Annotated in this window: 15 protein-coding genes and 1 pseudogene; 3 read left to right on the forward strand and 13 right to left on the reverse strand. The window is 29.9% G+C overall.

From position 1 onward, the window contains the following. Positions 1-43: 43 nt before the first annotated feature. Entirely contained in the window at positions 44-1393 is a 1350-nt protein-coding gene (locus F3K33_RS14520) for a TolC family protein (protein WP_039768747.1), read from the reverse strand. Between the two features lie 189 nt (positions 1394-1582). Between F3K33_RS14520 and F3K33_RS14525 the strand changes: the two genes are divergently transcribed. Then, positions 1583-2164 (forward strand): TetR/AcrR family transcriptional regulator, encoded by a 582-nt coding sequence (locus tag F3K33_RS14525; RefSeq protein ID WP_012059068.1) that lies wholly within the window; start codon positions 1583-1585, stop codon positions 2162-2164. A gap of 337 nt (positions 2165-2501) precedes the next feature. Here F3K33_RS14525 and F3K33_RS14530 read toward each other — a convergent pair whose 3' ends face one another. Further along, complete coding sequence (locus tag F3K33_RS14530; protein WP_023975382.1) at positions 2502-3449, reverse strand: LysR family transcriptional regulator; 948 nt, start codon at positions 3447-3449, stop codon at positions 2502-2504. A 392-nt stretch (positions 3450-3841) separates the two neighbouring features. Beyond that, positions 3842-5512: an acetolactate synthase large subunit gene (locus tag F3K33_RS14535; RefSeq protein ID WP_039768750.1), complete on the reverse strand. Its 1671-nt coding sequence runs from the start codon at positions 5510-5512 to the stop codon at positions 3842-3844. A gap of 601 nt (positions 5513-6113) precedes the next feature. On the opposite strand from F3K33_RS14535, the pseudogene F3K33_RS14540 reads away from it, so the two are divergent. After that, positions 6114-6317, forward strand: a pseudogene (locus F3K33_RS14540) (KipI antagonist); the annotation flags it as partial. A 34-nt stretch (positions 6318-6351) separates the two neighbouring features. Here the strand turns inward: F3K33_RS14540 and F3K33_RS14545 are convergent. The 7 genes from F3K33_RS14545 to F3K33_RS14575 form a co-directional block, all read right to left on the reverse strand. Next, positions 6352-7926 (reverse strand): ABC transporter permease/substrate-binding protein, encoded by a 1575-nt coding sequence (locus F3K33_RS14545; RefSeq protein ID WP_039768752.1) that lies wholly within the window; start codon positions 7924-7926, stop codon positions 6352-6354. Between the two features lies 1 nt (position 7927). Further along, complete coding sequence (locus F3K33_RS14550) at positions 7928-9055, reverse strand: ABC transporter ATP-binding protein (RefSeq protein ID WP_039768754.1); 1128 nt, start codon at positions 9053-9055, stop codon at positions 7928-7930. Between the two features lie 362 nt (positions 9056-9417). Then, the gene (locus F3K33_RS14555) at positions 9418-10044 is read right to left on the reverse strand and encodes a GntR family transcriptional regulator (RefSeq protein ID WP_039768756.1); all 627 of its coding nucleotides are present in this window, start codon (positions 10042-10044) and stop codon (positions 9418-9420) included. Between the two features lie 218 nt (positions 10045-10262). Then, positions 10263-11198 (reverse strand): polysaccharide deacetylase family protein, encoded by a 936-nt coding sequence (locus F3K33_RS14560; RefSeq protein WP_039768757.1) that lies wholly within the window; start codon positions 11196-11198, stop codon positions 10263-10265. Positions 11199-12258: 1060 nt separating this feature from the next. After that, positions 12259-13596: a hypothetical protein gene (locus tag F3K33_RS14565; protein ID WP_039768759.1), complete on the reverse strand. Its 1338-nt coding sequence runs from the start codon at positions 13594-13596 to the stop codon at positions 12259-12261. 505 nt (positions 13597-14101) lie between these two features. After that, positions 14102-17227, reverse strand: coding sequence for an efflux RND transporter permease subunit (locus tag F3K33_RS14570; protein WP_039768761.1), 3126 nt, complete (start codon positions 17225-17227; stop codon positions 14102-14104). Continuing rightward, on the reverse strand, positions 17227-18324 hold the full coding sequence (locus tag F3K33_RS14575) for an efflux RND transporter periplasmic adaptor subunit (protein ID WP_023975389.1): 1098 nt from the start codon (positions 18322-18324) through the stop codon (positions 17227-17229). The genes F3K33_RS14570 and F3K33_RS14575 overlap by 1 nt, the downstream gene beginning before the upstream one ends. A 161-nt stretch (positions 18325-18485) precedes the next feature. Between F3K33_RS14575 and F3K33_RS14580 the strand changes: the two genes are divergently transcribed. Then, positions 18486-19049: a TetR/AcrR family transcriptional regulator gene (locus tag F3K33_RS14580; protein WP_039768763.1), complete on the forward strand. Its 564-nt coding sequence runs from the start codon at positions 18486-18488 to the stop codon at positions 19047-19049. A gap of 139 nt (positions 19050-19188) precedes the next feature. Here F3K33_RS14580 and F3K33_RS14585 read toward each other — a convergent pair whose 3' ends face one another. The 3 genes from F3K33_RS14585 to F3K33_RS14595 form a co-directional block, all read right to left on the reverse strand. Continuing rightward, positions 19189-20058, reverse strand: coding sequence for a Tim44 domain-containing protein (locus tag F3K33_RS14585; protein WP_039768765.1), 870 nt, complete (start codon positions 20056-20058; stop codon positions 19189-19191). A gap of 898 nt (positions 20059-20956) precedes the next feature. Continuing rightward, on the reverse strand, positions 20957-22165 hold the full coding sequence (locus tag F3K33_RS14590; RefSeq protein ID WP_039768767.1) for an alpha/beta hydrolase family protein: 1209 nt from the start codon (positions 22163-22165) through the stop codon (positions 20957-20959). Position 22166: 1 nt separating this feature from the next. Then, on the reverse strand, positions 22167-22808 hold the full coding sequence (locus F3K33_RS14595) for a TetR/AcrR family transcriptional regulator (RefSeq protein WP_039768770.1): 642 nt from the start codon (positions 22806-22808) through the stop codon (positions 22167-22169). Positions 22809-22892: the final 84 nt, after the last annotated feature.

A 22892-nucleotide genomic window follows, 5' to 3' on the forward strand; every position in this document is an offset into this window, starting at 1 on the left:
GAGTTTATTTTCCTGAATAATTTTTATTCATTGAAAAAATTTATTAGTTGCTTAATATCCATGGCTTTTGAATACTATCTCTTAAGTTATTATGAATATAAATAAGTTTTCTTAAAGCAGTATCCAATTCTTCACTTGCTATAACTTGTTTATCATAATCATTTTGTAGCATTAATCCCATATCTACTTGAGCTTTTGCAAATTTAAGTTTAGTATTTGTTGAATTAACCTGTTCCTTTAAGTTATCTATTTTATTTTCAATATCAAGAAGCGTTGAATAATTTTGTTTTAATATATTTTTAAGATTCTTTTTTGTATCATCTAACTTAACTTTTGATTCATCGTAACTGTATTTACCATCTAGGTAAGCTTCATAATTCTTAAGATCTGCATAATACTTTAATTCTTTTTGTTCATATGCTATTAACGACAAAGCAAGCCCACCAGAATCTAATGTAGAATTACCATTGGCATCAGTTGTAACATAATCGGATTTTTTAGGTGCTATTGGTATATCCTTATTCATAATGTCTTTTATTCCTTCGTCCTTCAAATCTTTCAGATAGTCCTTAGTTAAATCTAATATTTTATCATCATATTCAAAATAGCTGTTAAGCTTATCGTCTATATACTCCTCAACTGAACCATCTATTTTAAATTTTTCATAATCCATATTATAATCAAGTATGTAAGTATTCTTTAAATCTAAATCAGTTAACACTTTGAAATAATCTTTAGCATCACTTAAGGCATTTTCCTTTGCTGTTATATCATCTTGTAATGATTTTAATTCAACCTCAGCATCAGTAACTTGATTCTCTGTCGCCATTCCGAGCGACAGCTTTCCTTTTAAATAAGTTAAATCATTTTTCTTTAATTCCAAGTTTCTTTTTGATTTATCTATATCAATTTGCTTTAAAACCATATCATTATATTTATTGGTAATATCACTCGATATTTGATCTTCCATGAAATCCCTTGATTGTTTTGTCTGCTTTTCCTGCAATTCAAGTTTATCGTAAGGATAATCATATACATCATCAGAGTAGTGGATATCTGTTTCTAATGATTTATTAAAATCAGTGCTTTTTTCTTGAAGATCCTCCTTATTTCGATAATAGGTTATTTGTTTGGATTTTAAAGCAAACTTATCACTATTACTTATTGCCGCATTTATTGCATCAGTTAGTTTTAGAACTCTCTTATCTACATCATCATGTATACCTTGTCCAACGCTTACGTTTTCCACCCTATTAGTATGATTTTGCGCTTGTCTTGAGATATTTTCACTTTCGGTAGATGTAGATTCTGTTGCAAATACTGGTGCAGTGCTACTATTTATGATACTTACTAAAATTCCAACAGCAATCAGATTTTTTATATTTCGTCTCATTAATATCCACCTCTCCATTATTTAAATATTTAAATATAGTTTTATAATCTACACATGTATACAAACTTTACAGGTGTACAACAAATACTATATACTGTTGTATGAGGGTTATCAAGAAACAATAACCTTAATCTATATAGTTAATCTGCACAATTACATATGTGTAGATTATTTCCTTAGGAGGAACTTATGACTAATAATAAAACTCTTGATTTAAGAATAAGAAGGACACATAAATTATTATTTGATGCTTTAACACTTTTACTTTCTGAAAAAAGCTTCGATAATATCACTATTACTGATATCTGTGAGAAGGCAATGGTCCATCGAACTACATTTTATAAACATTTTGAAGATAAATATCATTTGCTTGATTCTTTAATTAGTCAATTAGTCCAAAATTTCGAAGAAAAAAGCACTGAACAGACTCCAGTTGATAATCCAAGGCAATACTATGTAAATTTATTTAGACTTCTATTAGAACATATGCAAGAAAATATAAAAATGTATTCAGTCGGCCTATTAAATAATGGTTCCACAATAAAAGTGCTTCAAAAAATAGTAGTTGGACGTACAAAATCTAGATTGGAAAGTGACGAAGCTAATGGACTAATATTTTTAATCCCTGCACCAATTCTTTCAGAATTTTATTCTTCTTCAATGGTTAGTTTAGCCATTTGGTGGCTTGAAAATAATATGCCTCTAAGTATTGATGAAATGGTTAGATATGGAGATATGTTGATTGACAAATTGGATACAACTGATAAATAGACAGGAATTCTATCTGCTAAAACAAGATCTTATTTCTTAAATGAAACTTCATCTATTGTGCAAGGCTAAAAAAGCTCAAGTTAATTTAATCTTTAAACCTATATGTTTATCCATTTAGGTTCTTCAATTAAAAGAACATCACTTTAACTTCTAGGAAGTTTTAGTTATGGAATATATTTTACTTAAGTTTGAAATTACTAAATAGTTAAATTCCAAAGCAAAAAGTAAGCAGCTCCTTTATCTTATTCCTTTTACCCTTTATTAATAAAAGCGTTCTAGTTTACTAAAAGTGTTTAACACCTTATAGAACTAGAACGCTAATTAATAACTTATGCTATTATTCTATATTTCCGTACTTATCTTTTGCAAGCTCAATAAATTCTTTTAAAGCTTGAGATACATACCGATTTTTTTGGTATCCAATAGCTAATGTACCATGAGTTTTGTTATACTTCAGATGATAGAGATTAACTCCAGTAATTGTATTCTTATCGAATATTAAATCTTTATTATTCATTAAGGTTTTGGGATAAAAAGTAATTCCCATTCCTTTAACTGAAAGTGCCAGCACTGTTTCAATGCTTTCTGTCTCCAATATAATATTAGGTTTTATTTCTTTTTCATTAAACATTTCATCTGCAATAATTCTAACTCTATTTTTAGCATTAACCATTAGAAATGGGCAATCTTTTAGTAATGTAATATCCATATCTTTTTCAAGTTTTTGTTTTACTTCCATATAATTATTAGGAAAATATTTAACTAATATATTATCTGGAACAACCATAAGAACTTCTTCATTACAAAGTGGAACCATCTCTACATTCTCAACATTAAAAGGTAACATTCCTATTATTAAATCTACGTCACCTTTTAATAAAGCTGCATCTAGTTCCTTTGAGTTTCCTTCAAGTAAATGTAAATTAATATTAGGAAACTTTTCATTATAATAAGGAAGAATTTCTGGCAAAAAGGCTCGTCCTCTTGTATGTGAAGCTCCAATAAACAAATCTCCACGTTTGAAATCTTTAATATCTGCCAATTCCTTTACTGACTGCTCTTTTAAATCCAAAATTCTTAAGGCATTTTTCACTAAACTTTTCCCCGCTGGTGTCAATGTTAATGGCACTGTACGATTAAATAATTCAACCCCCAAATCATTCTCCAATTTTGAAATATGAGAACTTAATGACTGTTGAGAAATAAACAATTTTTTTGCCGCTTTTGTAAAATTCAGCTCTTCTGCTGCTGTTAAAAAATACTCTAAATTAAGAAAATTCATCATAACGTAACACTACTCTACCTTGTATTTAATATAAATATATTTCATATCTGTTTCTATTGCTAATTCTACATAATTACTTATCATCAAACGTCTTTACTTTCCTACTATACTATCTTTAACTATATTAGCTCATATTCTAGAATATTCTATCTCTTAAAGCTTTTCTAGGAATTAGCACGTTTAATTATTCTTCTATTTTATCATATACTTCTTTTTCCTTGCAATCCAGAGTTTTCCCTATAAATTTATTTAATTCAGTATCCTCCGGTAGAGATTTAAATTTATAAATAAGTTCCTTATATATTTTAAATAAACAAATTTCTGTTTTAACAATTAGCCTTTCGTTCTCTAGCGCCTCGTTTTAAATATCATCTCTTAATCATATTTTTTGCTTAAAGATTCTTATATACTTCTGCTAAATGCTTTGTTAACTTTGTATTTTCTCTATAATCAACCTGACAATCAATAATTACTGGCACATCTTGCTTAAAGGCTTCCTCTAAAATTGGTATTAAGTTTTCTGATTTTTCCACTCTATATCCTTTTGCATACATACTTTCGGCCATTTTAACAAAATCTGGATTTGTGAATTCTACATAGCAGCTCTTACCGTACTGATCCTCTTGTTTCCATTTTATTAACCCGTAATTTCTATCGTTAAAAATTAAAACGACAATCGGAGTACCTATACGAAGTGCTGTTTCTATTTCCTGATTATTCATCATAAAACCGCCATCACCAACAATTGCTAAAACTTTCTTACTAGGATTTATTAATTTTGCTGCAATTGCACCTGGAACTCCTATTCCCATTGTTGCAAAACCATTAGAAATTATACAGGTGTTTGGCTCATAGCAATTATAATGCCTTGCAATCCACATCTTATGCGCACCAACATCTGAAACCACAATATCATGGGGTCCCATTACTTTTCTGACATCACTTAAGATTTTCTGAGGTTTCATTGGAAAACTTTCATCTTCTGCATAGATTTGATGTTCATTAACCATTTTTTCTTTGATTTTTAGTGCATCAACTGGCTCTTCTTTTCTAGATGTTCTTCTCATTATATTATATAAAGCATCTGAAATATCACCAACTACTTCAACTATTGGCTGGTAAAGCTTATTGATGTGTGATGGTCTTGTATCAACATGAACAATCTTAGTATCTCCATTTACATTCCATTTTGCTGGTGCATATTCTACGATATCATAACCAATTGTGACTACTAAATCAGCATCCTCAATAACTTTATTTACATAATCTTTCTGCGGAATTCCTATTGTCCACATTGAATATATATTATCAAAAGGAATTATTCCTTTTGCCATCATAGTATTTATTACTGGAATCTTTAAATTACTTGCGAATTCTGTAACTGCTTTTGCAGCATTATTCCGAATAGCTCCACTTCCAGCTAATATAACTGGATTTCTTGCTTTAAATATCTCACTTGCAGCTTCCTCTATTGATGCTAAGGCTGCATATTCTTTTGGTGGAATTTTCTTTTCTAATGGTTTTTCACAAATACTTACAGGCATCTTTGAAATATTTACAGGTAAATCGATATGACAGGCTCCAGGTTTTTCGCTTTCAGCATATTTGAAAGCGATTCTTACAATTTCATTTACTGTATCTGGTCTAACAATTTGCTTACTTCTCTTAGTAATTGGTTCAAACATTTTACAAAGATCTAAAAATTGATGCGATGTTATATGCATTCTTTCAGTTCCAACCTGTCCAGTAATTGCAACTACAGGGGCACCATCGCTATGTGCATCTGCTACTCCTGTTACTAAATTAGTTGCCCCTGGACCAAGTGTTGATAAGCATACTCCTGCTTTACCTGTTAACCGTCCATATAAATCAGCCATAAATGCAGCCCCTTGTTCATGACGAGTCGTAATAAACTTAATACTTGACCCTTCAATAGCATTCATTACTTCTAAGTTTTCCTCTCCTGGAATTCCAAAAATATATTCTACTCCTTCTGCTTCCAAGCATTTAACTAACAGCTGTGCTGTATTTAATTGAACTTTTTCATTTTTTTCTGTCCCCATAGTAAACATCCTCTAATCTATATATTTTAGTATTATGCTTAATGCATTAATATTTTCTCAAACATCATACTTCAATTAAAAATGTTTTTCCAACAACTTTTTTCATATTTAATTACAACAAAATGGTTGTGATTAAATGAGGAAAATCAAATAATTTATTTAACAACTGTTTAGTTGTAATTCTACAATAAAAAATTTGTTTGAATGATGTTTAAAATAATGATAAAATTATTTCGGTAAATATATTTAATTTTAAATAAATTCTTGAAAAAATTTTATTTTTTATGTAAAATTATAATTAAATAGTAAGACAATGAAGTCATTTATTAAAATGGCTCTTTTTTTATTCTATAGGAATTTATAATGTAATAGAATCTGTGGATAACTTATGAAGAAGGCTATTTAATTAGTTTTTGTATAGAAAAAGAATAAAAAAGAAATCTTATTCGCCTGCCAGATTTTCCTCACATGCGTTCGGAAAGGCAGATGCGTAAAAAAAATCTACGGCTCCACAGTCGCCTGCGATTTTTTTATATTTATTCTTTTTAACTTACAGATGTTAATAAAAAACTTAATATAAGTATTATTTTTAAGAGGGAATAGCTTATTAATCCCTCCAGATGGCAATCCAATTATTCTCTTAGCTGATAGACAGACATATCCGAAGATTGCTCATGTTGCATCTGTAGACATACAAAAAATAGTTCAGCTAAAACCTAACGATAAAATTACATTTAAGAAAAGCACATTAAAGGAAGCTGAAAAACTATATTTAAATAGAAAAAGGCAGATTACTTTGCATTAGCATCGTAATCTACCTTTAATTTTTTTTGCTTTAATTAGATTAATCCATTCTTTTCTAGAAAATCTACAGCAACATCTTTAGGATCTTTTTTTAATTCATCTACTTCATAGTTTAATTCGCTCATTACATCATTATTAAGTAAATCTCCTACTCCCTCTACAAGCGGTTGTATTTCAGGATATTTCTTTAATGTCTCAGCTCGTACAACTGGAACCGCATAATATGGAGGGAAGAAGTTTTTATCATCTTTTAAAACACTTAAATCATATTTTTTTAATAATCCATCTGTTGAAAATGCATCTATAACATCACTTTCTTTATTCATTAATGCCGCATACCTAGGACTACCATCTATGCCTACAGTATTCTTAAAATTCAAATTATATTTTTTAGCTAAACCTACTAATCCATCTTCCCTATTCAAGAACTCTAAGGTTGTAGTTGCAGTAATGTCATTTGAAACTTTAGATAAATCACTTATTGTTTTGAGATTATATTTTTTAGCAGTTTCTTTCGTTACAGCAAGTGTATAGGTATTATTAAATCCCATCTGTTTTAATACTTCTATATTATACTTATCTTTAAAATCTTTTTTTACTGTATTATAAACTTCTTCTACATCTGATATTGGTTTATACTTTAATTCATCTCCGTACGCTGTACCCGTATAATCTACAGACATATCAACATCTCCATTTTGCATGGCTGAAAATATAACCTGAGTACCGCCTAATGCAAATTTACGATTAACTGAAATATCTGTTTTTCTTTCGATAAGCTCCGATAATATATTTCCTAAAACCTCTTGTTCAGTGAAGTCCTTGCTGCCAATTGTAATAACTTTTTTATTAGAAATCTTTTTAGATAATCCACTTACTGCAAAAATTCCAATAAGTACACATGCAGTGGCTGCTAATATACCCTTTTGTATTTTTCTAGCTCTTATTTTTGCTACTTTGGATTTATTATTAGCTTTTTGCAAACTGATTGGTGTAACAAGTTTTTCTACAATACTAAATAACCCATCTACTAATAAGGCTAATATACATGCAGGTATTGCTCCTGCTAAAATTTGATAATTGTTAACAGTTCTTATACCAGAAAAGACTAAATATCCTAGACCACCACCACCAATAAATGCTGCCATAGTCATAAGTCCTACTGCTGTAACTGCTGAAATTCTTATTCCTGACATTATTACTGGTAGTGCTAATGGAATTTGAACTTTAACTAAAACTTGAAATTTAGTAAGTCCGATTCCCTTTGAAGCCTCTAGCATGTCTGAATTTATACTATCAATCCCTGTTGTTGTATTTTTTATAATTGGCAATAATGAGTATAGTACTACCATTACAATCGCTGGCGGTGTACCAATCCCTAAAAACGGTATTGCAAATCCTAGCAGTGCCATGCTTGGAATTGCTTGTACAACACTAGCTATTCCTAAGATTGGCTTGTTTAGCTTTTTCACATAGCTTGTAAGAATTCCTAATGGCATACCAATTATTATAGCTATCCCAACTGATAATGCTGTAAGCTTAATGTGTTCAAGCAGCAATGTAATTATCTGATCTTTTGATGTAAATATATAATTTAAAAATTCGTTCATACTAATTCACCTCTTCCATATCTAAAAACTGACTGCTTAGAGTTGTTACCAAGCTACTTTTGGTAATTATACCTTTTAAAACTCCAAAGTCATCAAGAACAGGTACTTGTCCTATTTTATGTTCCTTTACAAGTTCAAGAATGTCTATAATTGAATCATCAGGTTGTACGCTTATAAATTTTTTATTCATTATCTCTTCTACAGGAATATTTCTATCAGTTTTATTTTGAATCTGCTTTGCTGTAATAATTCCTAAAAGATAACTTTCTCTATCTATAACCATTAAACTATCAACTTTTGAACTTCTCATTTTTTCAATACATCTTAAAAGTGATGCATTTTTAAAACAAACAACAGGATGGTCAATCATTATATCCTTAGCTCTTATAAATTCTGGTGAAGACCATATTCTATTCTTTCCTATAAATTCACTTACAAAATCGTTTATAGGATTTTTAAGTATATTTTCAGGCGTATCATATTGCACAATCTCACCTTTATTCATTATACAAATCTTATCTGCTATTTTTATTGCTTCATCCATATCATGAGTTACAAACACAATAGTTCTTTTTAATTTACTTTGTAAATCAATTAACTCTTCTTGAAGCTGAACTCTAGTAATTGGATCTAATGCACTAAAAGGCTCGTCCATTAAAATTATTTCTGGATTAGTAGCAAAGGCTCTTGCAACTCCTACTCTCTGCTGCTGCCCACCACTAAGTTCTGTTGGATATCTATCTAAAAAGTCATTACTATTTAATCCAACCATATCCATAAGTTCAAGAGTTCTTTTTTTTATACTTGCTTTGTTTAACTTTTCAACTTTAGGAATCATCTCAATATTTTCTCTAATTGTAAGATGCGGAAACAATCCTGTCTGCTGTATTACATATCCAATATTTCGTCTAAGTTTTATCACATCTTTTGATGCAATATCTTCTCCATTAATAAAAATCTTACCTGCTGTTGGCTTAATTAGCCTATTTATCATTTTTAAGGTTGTGGTCTTTCCACATCCACTTGATCCTATAATAGCAACAAGCTCTCCTCTATTTATCTTTAGTGTAATATCCTTGAGTATTGTTTTGTTTTTAAAATCTTTGCGAACATTTTTAAATTCTATCAAAAATTCCACTCCCTTCCCGTTAACAACTTCATTTCCATATACAAGTTGTTACTTTTTATAGTTTTAGTAACAACTTAATTGTAATATAAGGTTGTTACTTTTGTCAAATTTGAACTTTTTTGCTTTTTGTGTTATAGAGCTTCACGTTGAAAATCTGAGATACTACAAAGAGCGAAATTAGATAAATATCGATAAACTCTTGAATCATAACATTCAATAAGCATTGGAAGTGAGCTGTTATATATTTAATTTTGATTTGGATTAAGATTTTTCACGCTAAAATTATAACGGGTAATATATTAACCATTTTTATAATCTAAATGGTTAATATATTACCCGTTACAAATTAATTCAGAGATATATTATGGATATAAGAATTTATTTACTCTCTCATAGCAGCTTTCATCACCGACAAAATAAAAAATATCATTATCACGTAACACAGCATATGGTCCTGGCGACATTTCTAGGCATCCATTTCTTTTGATACATACAATTGTTGCAGAGGTATTATGCCAAAAATTAATTTCAGCTACATTTTTATCTATGTATGGGGTTTCCTTAGTTATACGTATTTCAAATGGTATGAATGGATTTATAGACTTAAATCTATCAGTTCTATCTAACAAATCAATTATTTGTTCTCTTAATAGATCATTTTCTTTTTTCTGCCCTTCTAATTTATCTAATATATCATTTCTTAAATCATTAACCGTCTTAACATCATTATACTGCTTGATAAATTTCATAGCATTTTCAGTTGATTTTATTATTACACCACTGCCCTTATTGGCATCTACAATATCCACATCTGCAAGTATTGCTATAGCTCTTCTAGCCGTTTCTGCTGAAACTCCATATTGACTTGCAAGTACAGAACGCGCATATATTTTTTCACCAACTTGATAATGTCCACTTGCTATTTTCGAGGCAATATCTGTGGCAATTTGCTGATAAACAGGACTAACTATTCTTATTTTTTTTTCCATCTTTTCTTCTATCCTCTTATTAAAATTAGATTTAAATACCTTTGAAAATATTACGAAATACTTTCAAAGGTATTTTATCATATATTTTTATTTTCTGCTATTCTTCTTAATTTATCATAACCTAACTTCATATAATTTATAAAATACTGAGAATCAAAACCTTATAAATTAAAGCTTAAATAAATAACAAAAAATTTTCAAAACTACATTATTAAGTTTTATTTAAAAGTCCTAAATTCATACCCTTGGCTCTTTAAATAATCTATTATTCCTGGTAATGCTTTAGCTGTTTCTTCTTTACCATATGTGTCATGCATTAATAGTACTACTTTTGTCTTGTTTCCAACAGTCTTCTTAACCTCTTCTGTTAATTGATCTGCATTTTTATGAGGACCTTCTGCATCTTTTGATAATGCATTCCAATCTACATAATGATAATCTTTTTCCTTCATTATTTTGTCTACTTCTTCAGTATTTTTCCAAGACATATGTCCCCCTGGAAATCTAATAGCCCTTGTAGAAAAATCTTCTCCTAACACTTTCTTTAAAGACTCGTTAGTTTTATTAATCTCCGACATGAAGTTATTTGTGTTGACACTTCCATTAGGATATAAGTACTTGTAATTATGTGAATAAGAATGATTTCCTATAGTATGTCCTTCTTCAACTTCCTGCTTTAGCAAATTTTTATTAGCTTCACTTTGATCTATTGCTTTTCCAAGAACAAAAAAAGTTGCTTTCACATTTTCGTCCTTAAGGGTCTTTAATATTGATGGAGTATTAGTTTCAGATGGTCCGTCATCAAAAGATAAGTAAACGACTTTTTTACCATCAGTATCTTCAATTTTCTGCCCTTTTGCTTGTTGAGTTAAAAATTTCTCTACAGATGCAACATCATCAACATTAGAATCACTTTGTGCTTCAGCGTTTGTATCATCTTCTTTGGTTTTATTAGCTTCATCATCTTGCTTTGACACAACAGCCTCATTAGATGCAAGTGCTTGTACATTTTTATCCTTTGAAAAAAATTTATCATCTATTATAGATGCAGCCAAACCTCCCAACGCCACAATTATAATAGTTAAAATTAATATTCTCTTTCTTCGTATGCGAACATTTCTGTTATATCTGCTATATCTGTAATTGTTTCTCATTTCCTTATCCCCTCGTATTTCTTATTATGTATATTATAAAAATAATCCTTTATAAATAATTCTAAAATATTGCAAGCATTTTAGCTGCAATTGTGAATTGTAAAATATGCATTGTGAATTACGGCATATATAATATCTTTCCATGATTATCATTTAACTACTAAAAATTATACCTCATTATATGAGAAAATTGTATCATATAACAATAATCGCCAAAATATTTTTTATTTCGTGCAAAAACCAACACCTCAATAACCCATATCAATATTTTAATTTAAAATACTTAATTATTTGTAACAAAAATATTACAATTTATTAACTTGGTTATTTGCCGTAATATATTGCAAGAATTTCAACCTTAATTGTGAATTTCAGCATATATAAACTGGCTATAATTTATAGCGTATAGCTTACCGAAATGAATAATATGCTTTTGTTCCAGTTTCTATGTAATTTTGATGGGTGATTCTAAGGTATAAGGTTGAACCCCATTTCTACATGCTCCAAAAACAAGTTTAAGACAAGCAGAAATGTGTTCAACTAATAACCATCACAACTCAATATCAAATGCCTCTTTTACAAACATGTATCTAATTGCTAGTATAATTCATAAAGAATAAAGTATATGTATGTCTTTTGGGGTAGATGTCCATATACTGCATAAAATAGAAAAGTAGCTGAAATAACCTATTATTTTTTAAGTTATTCCAACTACTTTCTAAACTAATCCTATGTTATTTAGTTACATTTCCATATATAGATAAACAAATTAAGAATTTGATTTATACTTTGCAATAAATACCATACTAGAAAGTAGAAACATTTTTATGCAGCAGGCATTGAAAATGAGCTGTTAAAAGCTCTTAATTGTAGGTTGTTCAACTAATGCTTGTCACAATTAAATTGGGAGCAAGCATTAGTTGTGCAACCTGCAATTTAGCAATTTCAGCGAAATTTTCATAGTCCTGTGAAATAACAATGTTTCGACTTTCGGCGGGTTATTGCATAAGTCTAAGCTATATATTGTTTATCTATATAATTCACAGTACCGCTACTACTATTAGTTACTGCTAAGTACCCAAGGTTTTTCAATACTATTTTTTAATATATTGTAAGTATTGATAAGATTCATTAGTGAATTATCTAAATCCTTACTCTTTAGAAGTTCAGCTTTAAAGTCATTTTCAGTTATTATTCCTAAATCTAATTTTGCTTTTAAAGACCTAAGCTTTGTATTATTAGATATAATCTGTTCATTTAATCTTTTTATTTGATTTTCTAAGTCACACACTGTTGAATAATTCTCTTTTAAGACATTTTTAAGACTTTTCTTTGAATCATCTAATTTAACCTTAGCTTCTGCTAAACTGTATCTACCTTCTAAATAGGACTGATAATTATTAAATGCATTTAAGTATTGCTGCACATAGCTAACAATGGCTAAACAATATTCCTGAGTATTAAAAGTTTTGTTGCCATCACCATCAATCTCATAATAATCATTTTTATTAACCTTCACTACTTTATTTTCATAGTAACTAAGTTTATTCATATCCTCTTCTCGTAGCCCATGCATATAATCATCAGTAAGTTTAATAATTTCATAATTATACTTTAAATAACTATCTATTTTATCATCTAAATATTCATCTAGCGAGCCATCTATTTTTAATATTTCATAACTAATACTTGAATCCAATGTATAATCTGATAAATTTAGATTTGTTAATACTCCTAAATAATCTAAATTATTTTTTAATGAGTTTTCTTTAGCCTTTATCTCATCTTGTGCCTTATTCAGTTCAATCTGCTTGTCATCCAACTGATTAGGAATCGCAAGCCCTACTGAAACTTTCATTTTTAAAGCATCTAAATCATTATTTTTGATTTCTAAGCCTGTTTTCAATTTGTCTATATCAATCTTTTTTAAGATGATTGCATTATACCTCTTTGTAACATCATTTGTTATTTGATCATGCAAAAAAGCTTCAGACTGAGCCGTTTGTTTCTTTTGAAGTTTAAGCTTATCAGATGGAAAGTCATCTACTTTATCATTGCCGGTCTTTAAATTGTTATCATCGGAGAAATCATCTTTTTCATCCTGAAGATCCAACTTATCATCATACAGTTTCAATTCTTTTTCTTTCAAAGCTAACTTATCACTATTATCAACAGCACATTTTATAAGCTCATCTAAAGTGATAACTTTCTTTGTTTTAGTAGTTTGTCCATTTAAAGTATTAGTGTTTTCACCTGATGTACTTGAATTTAATACAATAGAATTATTTTTATCTGACACTGTTTTCGCATTTTCAGCTGCAAAAGCAGGAATAATCGCTCCATTAATCATGCTAACTGTAATACCAGCTGCAATTACTTTATTTATCTTCTTATTCATTATTATTCACCCACTCAATTAATAATTTGATTTGTTCCTCTTTTATATTTCTTGTACTCAATTTTTTAATGTCCATAGCTTTCCCATAATCACTCATTAATGAGTTAAATATTTAAAATTAGAAATATCCAAACCAGATAAATTTGATACACATAAGTTTACTTCTCATTGAATAACACTATAGATAAATAACTTAAGAATTTGACTTACTAGATGAACATATATACAAAGTTGCTAAAACTTTAAGTTTATATCTTCACTAGAAATCATAAATATATTTGTGAAGAAAACATTTGGAAATGAGCTGTTAAAGGGTCTTAGCTGTAGGTTGTTCCATTCTAGCTTGTCACACTGAAAGTGGGAGCATGCCAAAGTGGATACAACCTGCTGCTTAGAACCTTCAGCGATATTTTCATAGCTTTTCGGAATCAAAATATTTATGATTTCGGTAAGGTATACACATAAGTTCAGGTCTTAGTTTATTTATCTATATATTTAATACAAATTATTCATTCTCACCTTCATTAATAATTTCCTCCTCCTGTATTTCTACTTCTTTATTCTCTAGAGCAATTTTATTTTCAGGCTTTTTGTCTACTTTGTACCAAGAAGCATAAATAACTGGAAGTACAAACAAGGTTAAGATAGTTGCAACAAATAGTCCTCCACTCATTGCCACTGCCATAGGACCCCAAAAAGTATTTTTAATTAATGGTAACATCCCTAAAATTGCAGCTACAGCAGTTAAGATAATTGGCCTAAATCTTAAGATAGTTGAATCTATAATGGCTTCACGGATAGATTCTCCAGTCTTAATATGATTTGCAATTTGATCAACCAAGATGACAGAATTTCTTATGATTATACCCATTAGTGCTAAAATACCTAACACTACGACAAACCCCATTGGACTGTTAAGCATAAGTAAAGCTAATGTTACCCCAATTATTCCAAGTGGTGCTGTAAGTAAGGTCATTATCATCTTTGGTACGTTTTGGAGTTGAAGCATCAAAAGAATTACCATTAAAACTATCATAATAGGAACAACATCTCTAACCTGAGCTAATCCTTTATTACTTCTTTCAAGAGCTCCACCCATATCTATGCTGTATCCTGAAGGGAGGGTCTTTCGTAAATCTTCAAGCTGATTGTATATATTTGTTTCTGCATCATTTCCTGTTATGCCTGGTAATACTTCTGCTTGAACTGTTATAGTGGGTTTCAAATCTCTTCTTACTATATAGCCATCTTCAGCATCATAATTTATTTTAGCAATTTGATCCATTGGTATAAAACCGCCGCTTGGTATTGGAATATTTATATTCTTTATATAACCAAGGTCATTAATGTTAACTGAATCCATTTTAACTACTATATCTACCGTCTTATCATCTTGTCTAAATTGAGATACTGTAGTGCCGGATAATTGTCCTTGCAAGAATAGTGAAATTTGTTGACTGTCTAAACCAAGTGCCCTAGCTTTATCCTGGTCCACTTCAATAGACATTGCTTTTGTTTTTTCAAACCAGTCGAAATTAATATTGTATAATTTCTGATTAGAGGCCATGGCATCTCGTACTTTTCCTGCAATTTCACGTACTTTGTCATTATCATAACCTGTAACTCTAAACATGACAGGATAATTACTAGGAGGACCATTTTGAATAACCTTTATGTGACTTTGAACATTTTCAAACCCACTATCAAGCAATTGCTGAACATTCTTATTTACCCTTTCTCTTGCTGCAATATCTTTCGTCAATATAACAAACTGTGCAACATTGCTATTCTGCGATGCAGGCTCTAAAGATAAAACAAATCGTGGAGCACCTCTCCCAACATAATAAGAATAATTAACAATGTCTTTATTTCCTTTTAAAGCTTCTGATAGATTATCTGCAGCTTCTTGAGTTGCACTAATTGATGAACCCTGAGGTAAAGTCATATCTACTAAAAGTTCAGGCCTTGTTGCCCCTGGGAAGAACTCTTTTTGAACATAATGTGAAAGTGCATAACCAGAAGTACAAAACAATATTATTGTTGTTGTTATTACTAATTTTCTATGATTTAAGCACCAATTTAAAACGCCACGAAATTTATTATAAAATTTACTGTCATATACATCAGATTTTCTATTTTCATTATTCTTAATCTTTATCAAATCAAAACCCAATACTGGAACAAAGCAAACTGAAACAACCCATGAAAAAAGCAATGATATAGTAACTACGGTAAACACGCTTCCAGTATATTCAGATGCACTTCCCTTTGAAAAGCCTATTGGTGTAAAAGCAGAACAAGTGATCAATGTACCTGTAAGCATAGGAAAAGCTGTTGATGTAAATGCGAAACAACCTGCTCTAAACCTATCCCATCCTTCCTCAAGTTTAACTGACATCATTTCAATTGCTATAATTGCATCATCAACCAATAGTCCCAGTGCAATTATTAAAGCTCCAAGTGATACTTTGTGAAGCGGGATCCCTAAAAAGTACATTCCAACAAACACTCCTGCAATAACCAGTGGAATTGATATTGCAACTACTAATCCTGTCCTGAAACCTAAGCTTACAAAACTTACTACCATTACAATAACAAGCGCTAAAACAAAAGTTTCTAAGAAATCATTAATAGAATCTGTAACAGCCTCAGGCTGATTAGCTACCTGATCTATATTTAAGCCAAGAGGTAAATCGTTTTTAATCTCATCTAGTGTTTTATCTAAATTTTTACCTAAGTTTAAAACATTTCCTCCCTTTTCCATGGAAACTGCAATTCCTATTGATTCCTTTCCATTAAAAAACATTTTAGGATCTGGCGGATCAGAATAACCTCGTGTAATACTTGCTATATCTCCTAAACGAAATGTTTGATTACCTGCTTTAATTGGTAGGTTTGAGATATTGTCAACATTATCAAACATTCCACTTACTCTAAGATACACATTATCTGTCGATGTCTGAATCATTCCAGATGGTATAACAGAATTCTGTGTCTGTAGAGCACTGCTGATTGTATTCGGACTAATACCAAGCTGCGCCATTTTAGTATTTTCTATCTGAATAGATATTTTTTCTGTTTGAACACCTATTAAGTCAACTTTTTTAACATCTTTTACATTTAATAAAGTCCTACGAATATTCTCTGCTTTTTCTCTCATTTCTTCATAAGTATAGCCATCAGATGTTAATGCATAAACACAACCATACACGTCATCATATCTATCATTGAAATTAGGGCCAACTATATTTGATGGTAAACTACCTTTCATATCATTAATGTCATTACGAACTTCAACCCAAGTGTCTCTAATTTTATCTGAAGCCACGTCATCTTTTAAATCAATGAAAATAACTGATCTACCAGGAAAAGAGTAACTTTTTATATAGTCCTTATTAGGTATATCTTGAAGTCTTCTCTCTATTTTATCTGTAACCTGCTCCTCAACCTGACTTGCAGTTGAACCTGGCCAAACGACAGTTATGTACATCTCACGAATAGTAAATTCAGGATCTTCATTTCTTCCAAGTTTAGGATAAACAAAAATCCCAGACACAATTATTGTAATAGCTAAAAAATAAACCAGTTGTTTTCTATTAAGACACCACTCTGTCAGATTGAAACCCTTCATTAATTATCACCCCCTACTCTTACTTCCTGACCTTCGCGTAGTTTGGTAATGCCGGCTGTCACCACTACATCTCCTTCGCTTAAGCCATCACTTACTGTAACCTGATCACTACCGAAGTCCTTTACTGTAATATTTTTTAGGGTAACTGCATTATCTTTAACAACCCAAACGGCTGGAGATAAATCTGGCTGATATACTGCTCCAAGCGGTATCCATATTTGACTTGATGAGTTATTTTCATTAATAGACACACTAGAAGACATTCCTATTTTTATGCTAGGAGGTGGATCTATAAGATTTATTCTAACTCTGTAAGTACGTGATGCATCATTAGCTACTGGAGAAATTTCTCCTAAAGAGCCTTTCAATTTAACATCTGATAAAGCCGAAAAGCTTATATTGATTTCTTTAGCACTTTTTAATTGATCAATTCTATTTTCAGGAACATTAATTTCTACTTCTAATTGATTATTCTGAACTAGTGTTATAATCTTCTGCCCAGGTGTGACAACTTGTCCTTCTTCAGCATCAACACCACTGATTACTCCAGATTTATCAGCACATAATTTACAATAATCCAGTTGATTCAAACTTTGAGTATGCAATGCATTGGCCTGTTCTAATGCATCCTTTGCTGTTTCATCAGCATTTACATAATTATTATATTCTGCCTGAGATATAAATTTAGATTGATAAAGTGGCTCATATCGTTTCAAATTATCTTCAGCCAGTTTATATTTGGCTTCTGCTAGTGAAACTGCCGCTTCAGAATTTTTTACTGCTTGTTCAATATCTCTAGAATCAAGTTCCATTAGAACTGCACCTTGTTCTACATTATCTCCAACTGACACATTTTTTTTAATGATCTTTCCTCCTACTTGGAATGCCAGTTGACTTTTATAATGAGGTTGGACTACTCCTGAATAAACATATTCTGAATCTTTATTGGATGTTAAAATCGTTAGAGTTTTTACCACAGGAGGTGGCAAAACTGTTTCCTCTTTCTTTGAATTTGTTTTCACTACTTTAAAAACAAAAAAACAAATAGCCACTATTCCAATAACCAGTAAAAACTTTTTTATCATCTTAATTTTCATTGTAAAGCACCCCTTTTAAATTTTCTTGATTGCATCTTCAATTTTTCAATCAAATTACATCTTTAATCACACAACACGGTGTTGTATAATTAAATTATAACTGATATGAAACTTTCATCAATCAACAAAAGATACCCAAGTGTTGGAAAGAAGGAGATAATATGAATAAACAACCTGAAATTACCGAACAAACAAAAAGAAATATTATAGAGGCGTTTTGGAAGATTTTAAAAAAGAAAAGATTAGATAAGATAACAGTAAAAGAAATAGCCGACGTAGCCGGCTATAATCGAAGTACATTCTATGCTTATTTCACAAGTGTAAGTGATATACTTGAACAAGAAGAAAATATTTTACTTCATTATATACATGATAATGCGAGCAAAATATTGTTTCCTCACTTAATTAAAGGTTTAAGACCTAAAGCTTCTGATCTATATTTCTTTGCTAAAAGTGAACATTTGAAAATTTTGCTCAGTGAAAATGGCGATCCTAAGTTTAAAGGAAAACTAAAAAAGATAATTATTCCAATTGCCTTTAATGCATTTAACTTACCTAAGGATAATATTCACGCTGAATATCTTTGTGAATTTTGTTTTTCTGCTGTAATATCAACCATAATCCATTGGTATGACAATCAAGAAATTGAAATAGATGAATTGTTCGACATACTTTGGACAATGGTTACAAAAGGTGTACTATTTGAATATAAAAAATTAATATAACGCGGACATACTTAGCTAAAACATTATACTTAATAAACTATGCATAATTTCTTCTACTTCTAAAGAAACTATGCACAGTTTTCACTTTACATTGATCATTCCTATTCTTAAACATAGAGTGTTAAAATTGTAGCCAAAATTAAAACTCTTCAACAATATTAAAGCATTTTTTTATATCACGCTCTCCTTTTGCTACCACATCACTTAGCAGCCAAGTATTTTCCTCTGCTTTTTGAAACTTCCAATATTGTTCAAACTCCTTAACTTTATTATTTCCAAAGAGAATCTCTCCATCTGTTTCATCTACAACATAATCCTTTGCATTATATTTAATGACGAACCAGACTATATCTTTATAGCTATCATGATGATGAATAAGTCCAACTGGCTCTGCTTCTATAAATTCAAGTTCTTCAATTATCCTTCCAATATTCTCAAAAGAGTATCTTTTACATTGTGATCGCAGCCCATCATAAAACTCGGTACTCATATATTTTTGGCACATTTCAAAATTCATGCGTTCCAATGACTCAATTACCTTAGAAAATGCTTCTTTTACAGTGCTTCTAAGAAAAGCATAAGAAATATTTTTAGGATCTTTCTTTATTGTATTTATAAATTCATTTGTTTTCTTCTTTTTCTTATTCATCTCGTTATTGTATATAAGATTATTAATGCAATAATCATCCAGCTTTAAAATATGAATAATAATTATTACAAAACTTAGACCAACTAAAAAAGCAGATTTTATTGGAAATTCTCCTCCATTATGATACCACTTAATAATATCAGGCAATCCTAACTTATTTAAAAGTGCTATTAACGTAATCATCACAATAAGAATTTTAGTCTTAAAAAAGAATAGATCCGTCATAGCTTCTCTATCATATCTATTACGCTTATCAGTAGCCATATTTAAATAATACAAAGTCTCAGAGTCATTTAACATCTGAACTATCTTCTTAACATATTTACTGCGCTTATTTGGCTCTTTAAATATTTCCCACATATTATTCCCCCTGAATATATATAAGTTTATGAATTTCAAAATGATGTCTTCATTAAGGAACTTCTTATTAGAATAAAATTCATTTTTTATTAGCTTCTAAAAATGTTGCTTCAGCTGTTTTTTTATTCTCAAAATATAATAAATTCATATAGTTTTGTTATTGGGGGAAACCCAATATAAATACTAGACGAAGCTCATCCATTTTTTTCTTCCAAATTCACATTTGTGTAAGCACATTATCGTATGCTCGATTACACTATTGTCATATAATAATTATAATATTAATTCCAATATTATGTATATAGATAAACAAATATAGGTATATTCATTTAAAATCTATTATTTCTTATAATCTAAAGATACTACATTTCATAAAGCAATGCGGTTCTTGTTTAATATAAATTATTATATTGTTAAATTTCTTTATTTGTAACTTTTTAATTTTTTTCATTGTTAAAAAGTTTTATTGGAATTGAACATTATTTTTTAAATAAAATCAAATAATTTTTCCTCCTTTTGTAAAAATCTCTTGCTATTTGAAAATAAGATTTCATATGATGGTGTTCTTCTATGCTGTATAAAGAATATCATTATAGGTTCTATGTCATAAACAAAACACGTAGTTTACTCGCAAGTAATACAAGTTAAACTACGTGGTTTATTTAAAGCTATTCAATTATTAGTACATATCACTAGCTTATGTTAAATTTTATGATTCTTAAATCGCTCTTTGATCTTGCTTTATCGAATTTTCGACGCTTGTACCGCTCCTGGTTATAAAACAATGCTTGATATTTTAAGTGTATCAGAAAATATAATTTTTAATGTTTGTTTATTGTATAAAAAACTATAAAGCGCTAATACCTTATAGTTTTTTAGTTGAAATAAGCACGCTTTATTATGAGCTGACATTTATATGATTATTTATAGTATCTTCAATCCAATTAAAAATGCGTTCACCTGCAATTAATTTAGCTCCAACCTGACAATGTTCCTCAGCACATTCATCTTTAGTAAATAGCATAAAATCTTTTCTGCATTTTAGTTCATGATAAAGTGCTTTAGCTTGTCCTGGAAAAAAGTGTTCATTTTCAGTATCAATAACAAGTGTAGGACATTTAATTTTGTCCGCTATTCCTTTAAGATAATATTTTTCAGTTTTTAAAATGAATTCAGCAGGAGTTTTTGCGTCAGATACGTACATTCCATGTGAAATTGCCCATCTCATATCTGGATTCCTTTTCATTTCCTCATAATTAATAGCATTAACTTCTTCTTGATTATTACGTACGTATGCAAAAAATTCTTCTCTTGAAAAATCAGAAGGTCTCCTGAATCCCATAAAATCATATACTCCTCCATTAGCAATACAAGCAGCAACACGTTTATCAAAAGCTGCTGCTCTAGGAGCCAAATATCCTCCAAAACTTTCTCCCATCAACACTATTGCATTTGGATCTATTTCATTTCTTGAAAGAAGATAATCTAAAACAGGAGATATGACATTTTCATAGTCATATCTAAAAAATAGATGTTGTTTACGAACTGTTTCTCCCTGTCCAGGTCCTTCAAAAGTAAAGAAGTTCATCCCACGTTCAAGTGCCGACATCGCTAGTCCATAAAATTCTTCTTTAGTACCATCATACCCATTAACTAGAACTAAAGTTGGTCTTGGATTATTATCAGTATGGTAAAAGTGACCTGGAAGATTTGTATTTTCATATGGTATTTCAACAGCCTCAATAACAGGATTATTTAACTTCATAACATATGAAAAACAATGTATGCCTTTATTATATAGTTCATTTATCCTTGTGTCATTTGGATTCTCATGTAAATAAAATTCAGCGGTTCTATAATAATTTGATGCTCTAAGATATGCCTGTCTCGCACTAGTTAAATGCCCATTTGAATAACATTCCTCAGCAAAATTTTCAATCCTTTTTGCAAGTGCTGTCCACTCTTTACACCAGCTTTCAAAATCCCCTTCTTTGATTTTTTGAGCAGTTGAAATAACTTCACCTATATCTGCGCTACCAGAAGTAGCACCTCCAAGAAGTCTCAAAATCTGAAATGAAAATTGATTGTCTTTAAAAATTACCTTCATATTAAATTTCTCCTTTCAATAAATGCATAATATTTGGCGACTTTAAGCTATTTTTAGAAGATCCAAGTATTCTTTCGCTTATATCTTCTACTGCCTTAGCTTTTATCTGTAACTCTTCCAAATTGGTGCTAAATATTCCTGGATCAAACAAAAATTTAGTAGCTACTAACATATATTCTGCAGCTTCTTTAGGATATTTGATATCAAATAATCCTTCTTTTACTCCCTGTTCAATAACTGAAGTATAAATTGGAACAAGCTTGTGTATTGTATTGATAATGAATTGCAAATGAATTCCTGAATTTTTTTCAAGGTGTAACTGCAGAATCAAGTCATCCTTTGTACGATTTATATCGAATTCATGTTTTATGATTAAATTCATTTTCTCAACTGCATTTAAATCATTTCTCTTTTGTACATCAATGAGCTGTTGAATGATTTTTTCTCTTGTATTTTCAATTACTGATATAAAAACATCTTCCTTATTTTTATAATAAATATAAAAAGTTCCTTGAGCTATACCAGCTGCTTTTACAATGTCACTTACAGCTGTTTTCCCATAACCTTTTTCTTTAAATAGTTCCATTGCAGCTGTTAATATATCATTTTTTCTCTCTTCTGGATCTTTAATTACTCTAACCATTTTTTATCCTCCTACAAATGACTGATGTCATTCATTAATATTATTATATTCTTACAAATAATATTAGTCAATACAAAATTTACC

This window comes from Clostridium beijerinckii, assembly GCF_008705175.1.
GTDB classification, from domain to species: domain Bacteria; phylum Bacillota; class Clostridia; order Clostridiales; family Clostridiaceae; genus Clostridium; species Clostridium beijerinckii.

Excerpts from the sequence above, each read along its gene's own strand:
- F3K33_RS14545 (WP_039768752.1), bottom strand. The coding sequence starts at position 7,926 with ATGAACGAATTTTTAAATTATATATTTACATCAAAAGATCAGATAATT.
- F3K33_RS14555 (WP_039768756.1), bottom strand. The coding sequence starts at position 10,044 with ATGGAAAAAAAAATAAGAATAGTTAGTCCTGTTTATCAGCAAATTGCC.
- F3K33_RS14575 (WP_023975389.1), bottom strand. The coding sequence starts at position 18,324 with ATGAAAATTAAGATGATAAAAAAGTTTTTACTGGTTATTGGAATAGTG.
- F3K33_RS14595 (WP_039768770.1), bottom strand. The coding sequence starts at position 22,808 with ATGGTTAGAGTAATTAAAGATCCAGAAGAGAGAAAAAATGATATATTA.
- F3K33_RS14560 (WP_039768757.1), bottom strand. The coding sequence starts at position 11,198 with ATGAGAAACAATTACAGATATAGCAGATATAACAGAAATGTTCGCATA.
- F3K33_RS14525 (WP_012059068.1), top strand. The coding sequence starts at position 1,583 with ATGACTAATAATAAAACTCTTGATTTAAGAATAAGAAGGACACATAAA.
- F3K33_RS14580 (WP_039768763.1), top strand. The coding sequence starts at position 18,486 with ATGAATAAACAACCTGAAATTACCGAACAAACAAAAAGAAATATTATA.
- F3K33_RS14520 (WP_039768747.1), bottom strand. The coding sequence starts at position 1,393 with ATGAGACGAAATATAAAAAATCTGATTGCTGTTGGAATTTTAGTAAGT.
- F3K33_RS14585 (WP_039768765.1), bottom strand. The coding sequence starts at position 20,058 with ATGTGGGAAATATTTAAAGAGCCAAATAAGCGCAGTAAATATGTTAAG.
- F3K33_RS14535 (WP_039768750.1), bottom strand. The coding sequence starts at position 5,512 with ATGGGGACAGAAAAAAATGAAAAAGTTCAATTAAATACAGCACAGCTG.
- F3K33_RS14570 (WP_039768761.1), bottom strand. The coding sequence starts at position 17,227 with ATGAAGGGTTTCAATCTGACAGAGTGGTGTCTTAATAGAAAACAACTG.
- F3K33_RS14590 (WP_039768767.1), bottom strand. The coding sequence starts at position 22,165 with ATGAAGGTAATTTTTAAAGACAATCAATTTTCATTTCAGATTTTGAGA.
- F3K33_RS14565 (WP_039768759.1), bottom strand. The coding sequence starts at position 13,596 with ATGAATAAGAAGATAAATAAAGTAATTGCAGCTGGTATTACAGTTAGC.
- F3K33_RS14530 (WP_023975382.1), bottom strand. The coding sequence starts at position 3,449 with ATGATGAATTTTCTTAATTTAGAGTATTTTTTAACAGCAGCAGAAGAG.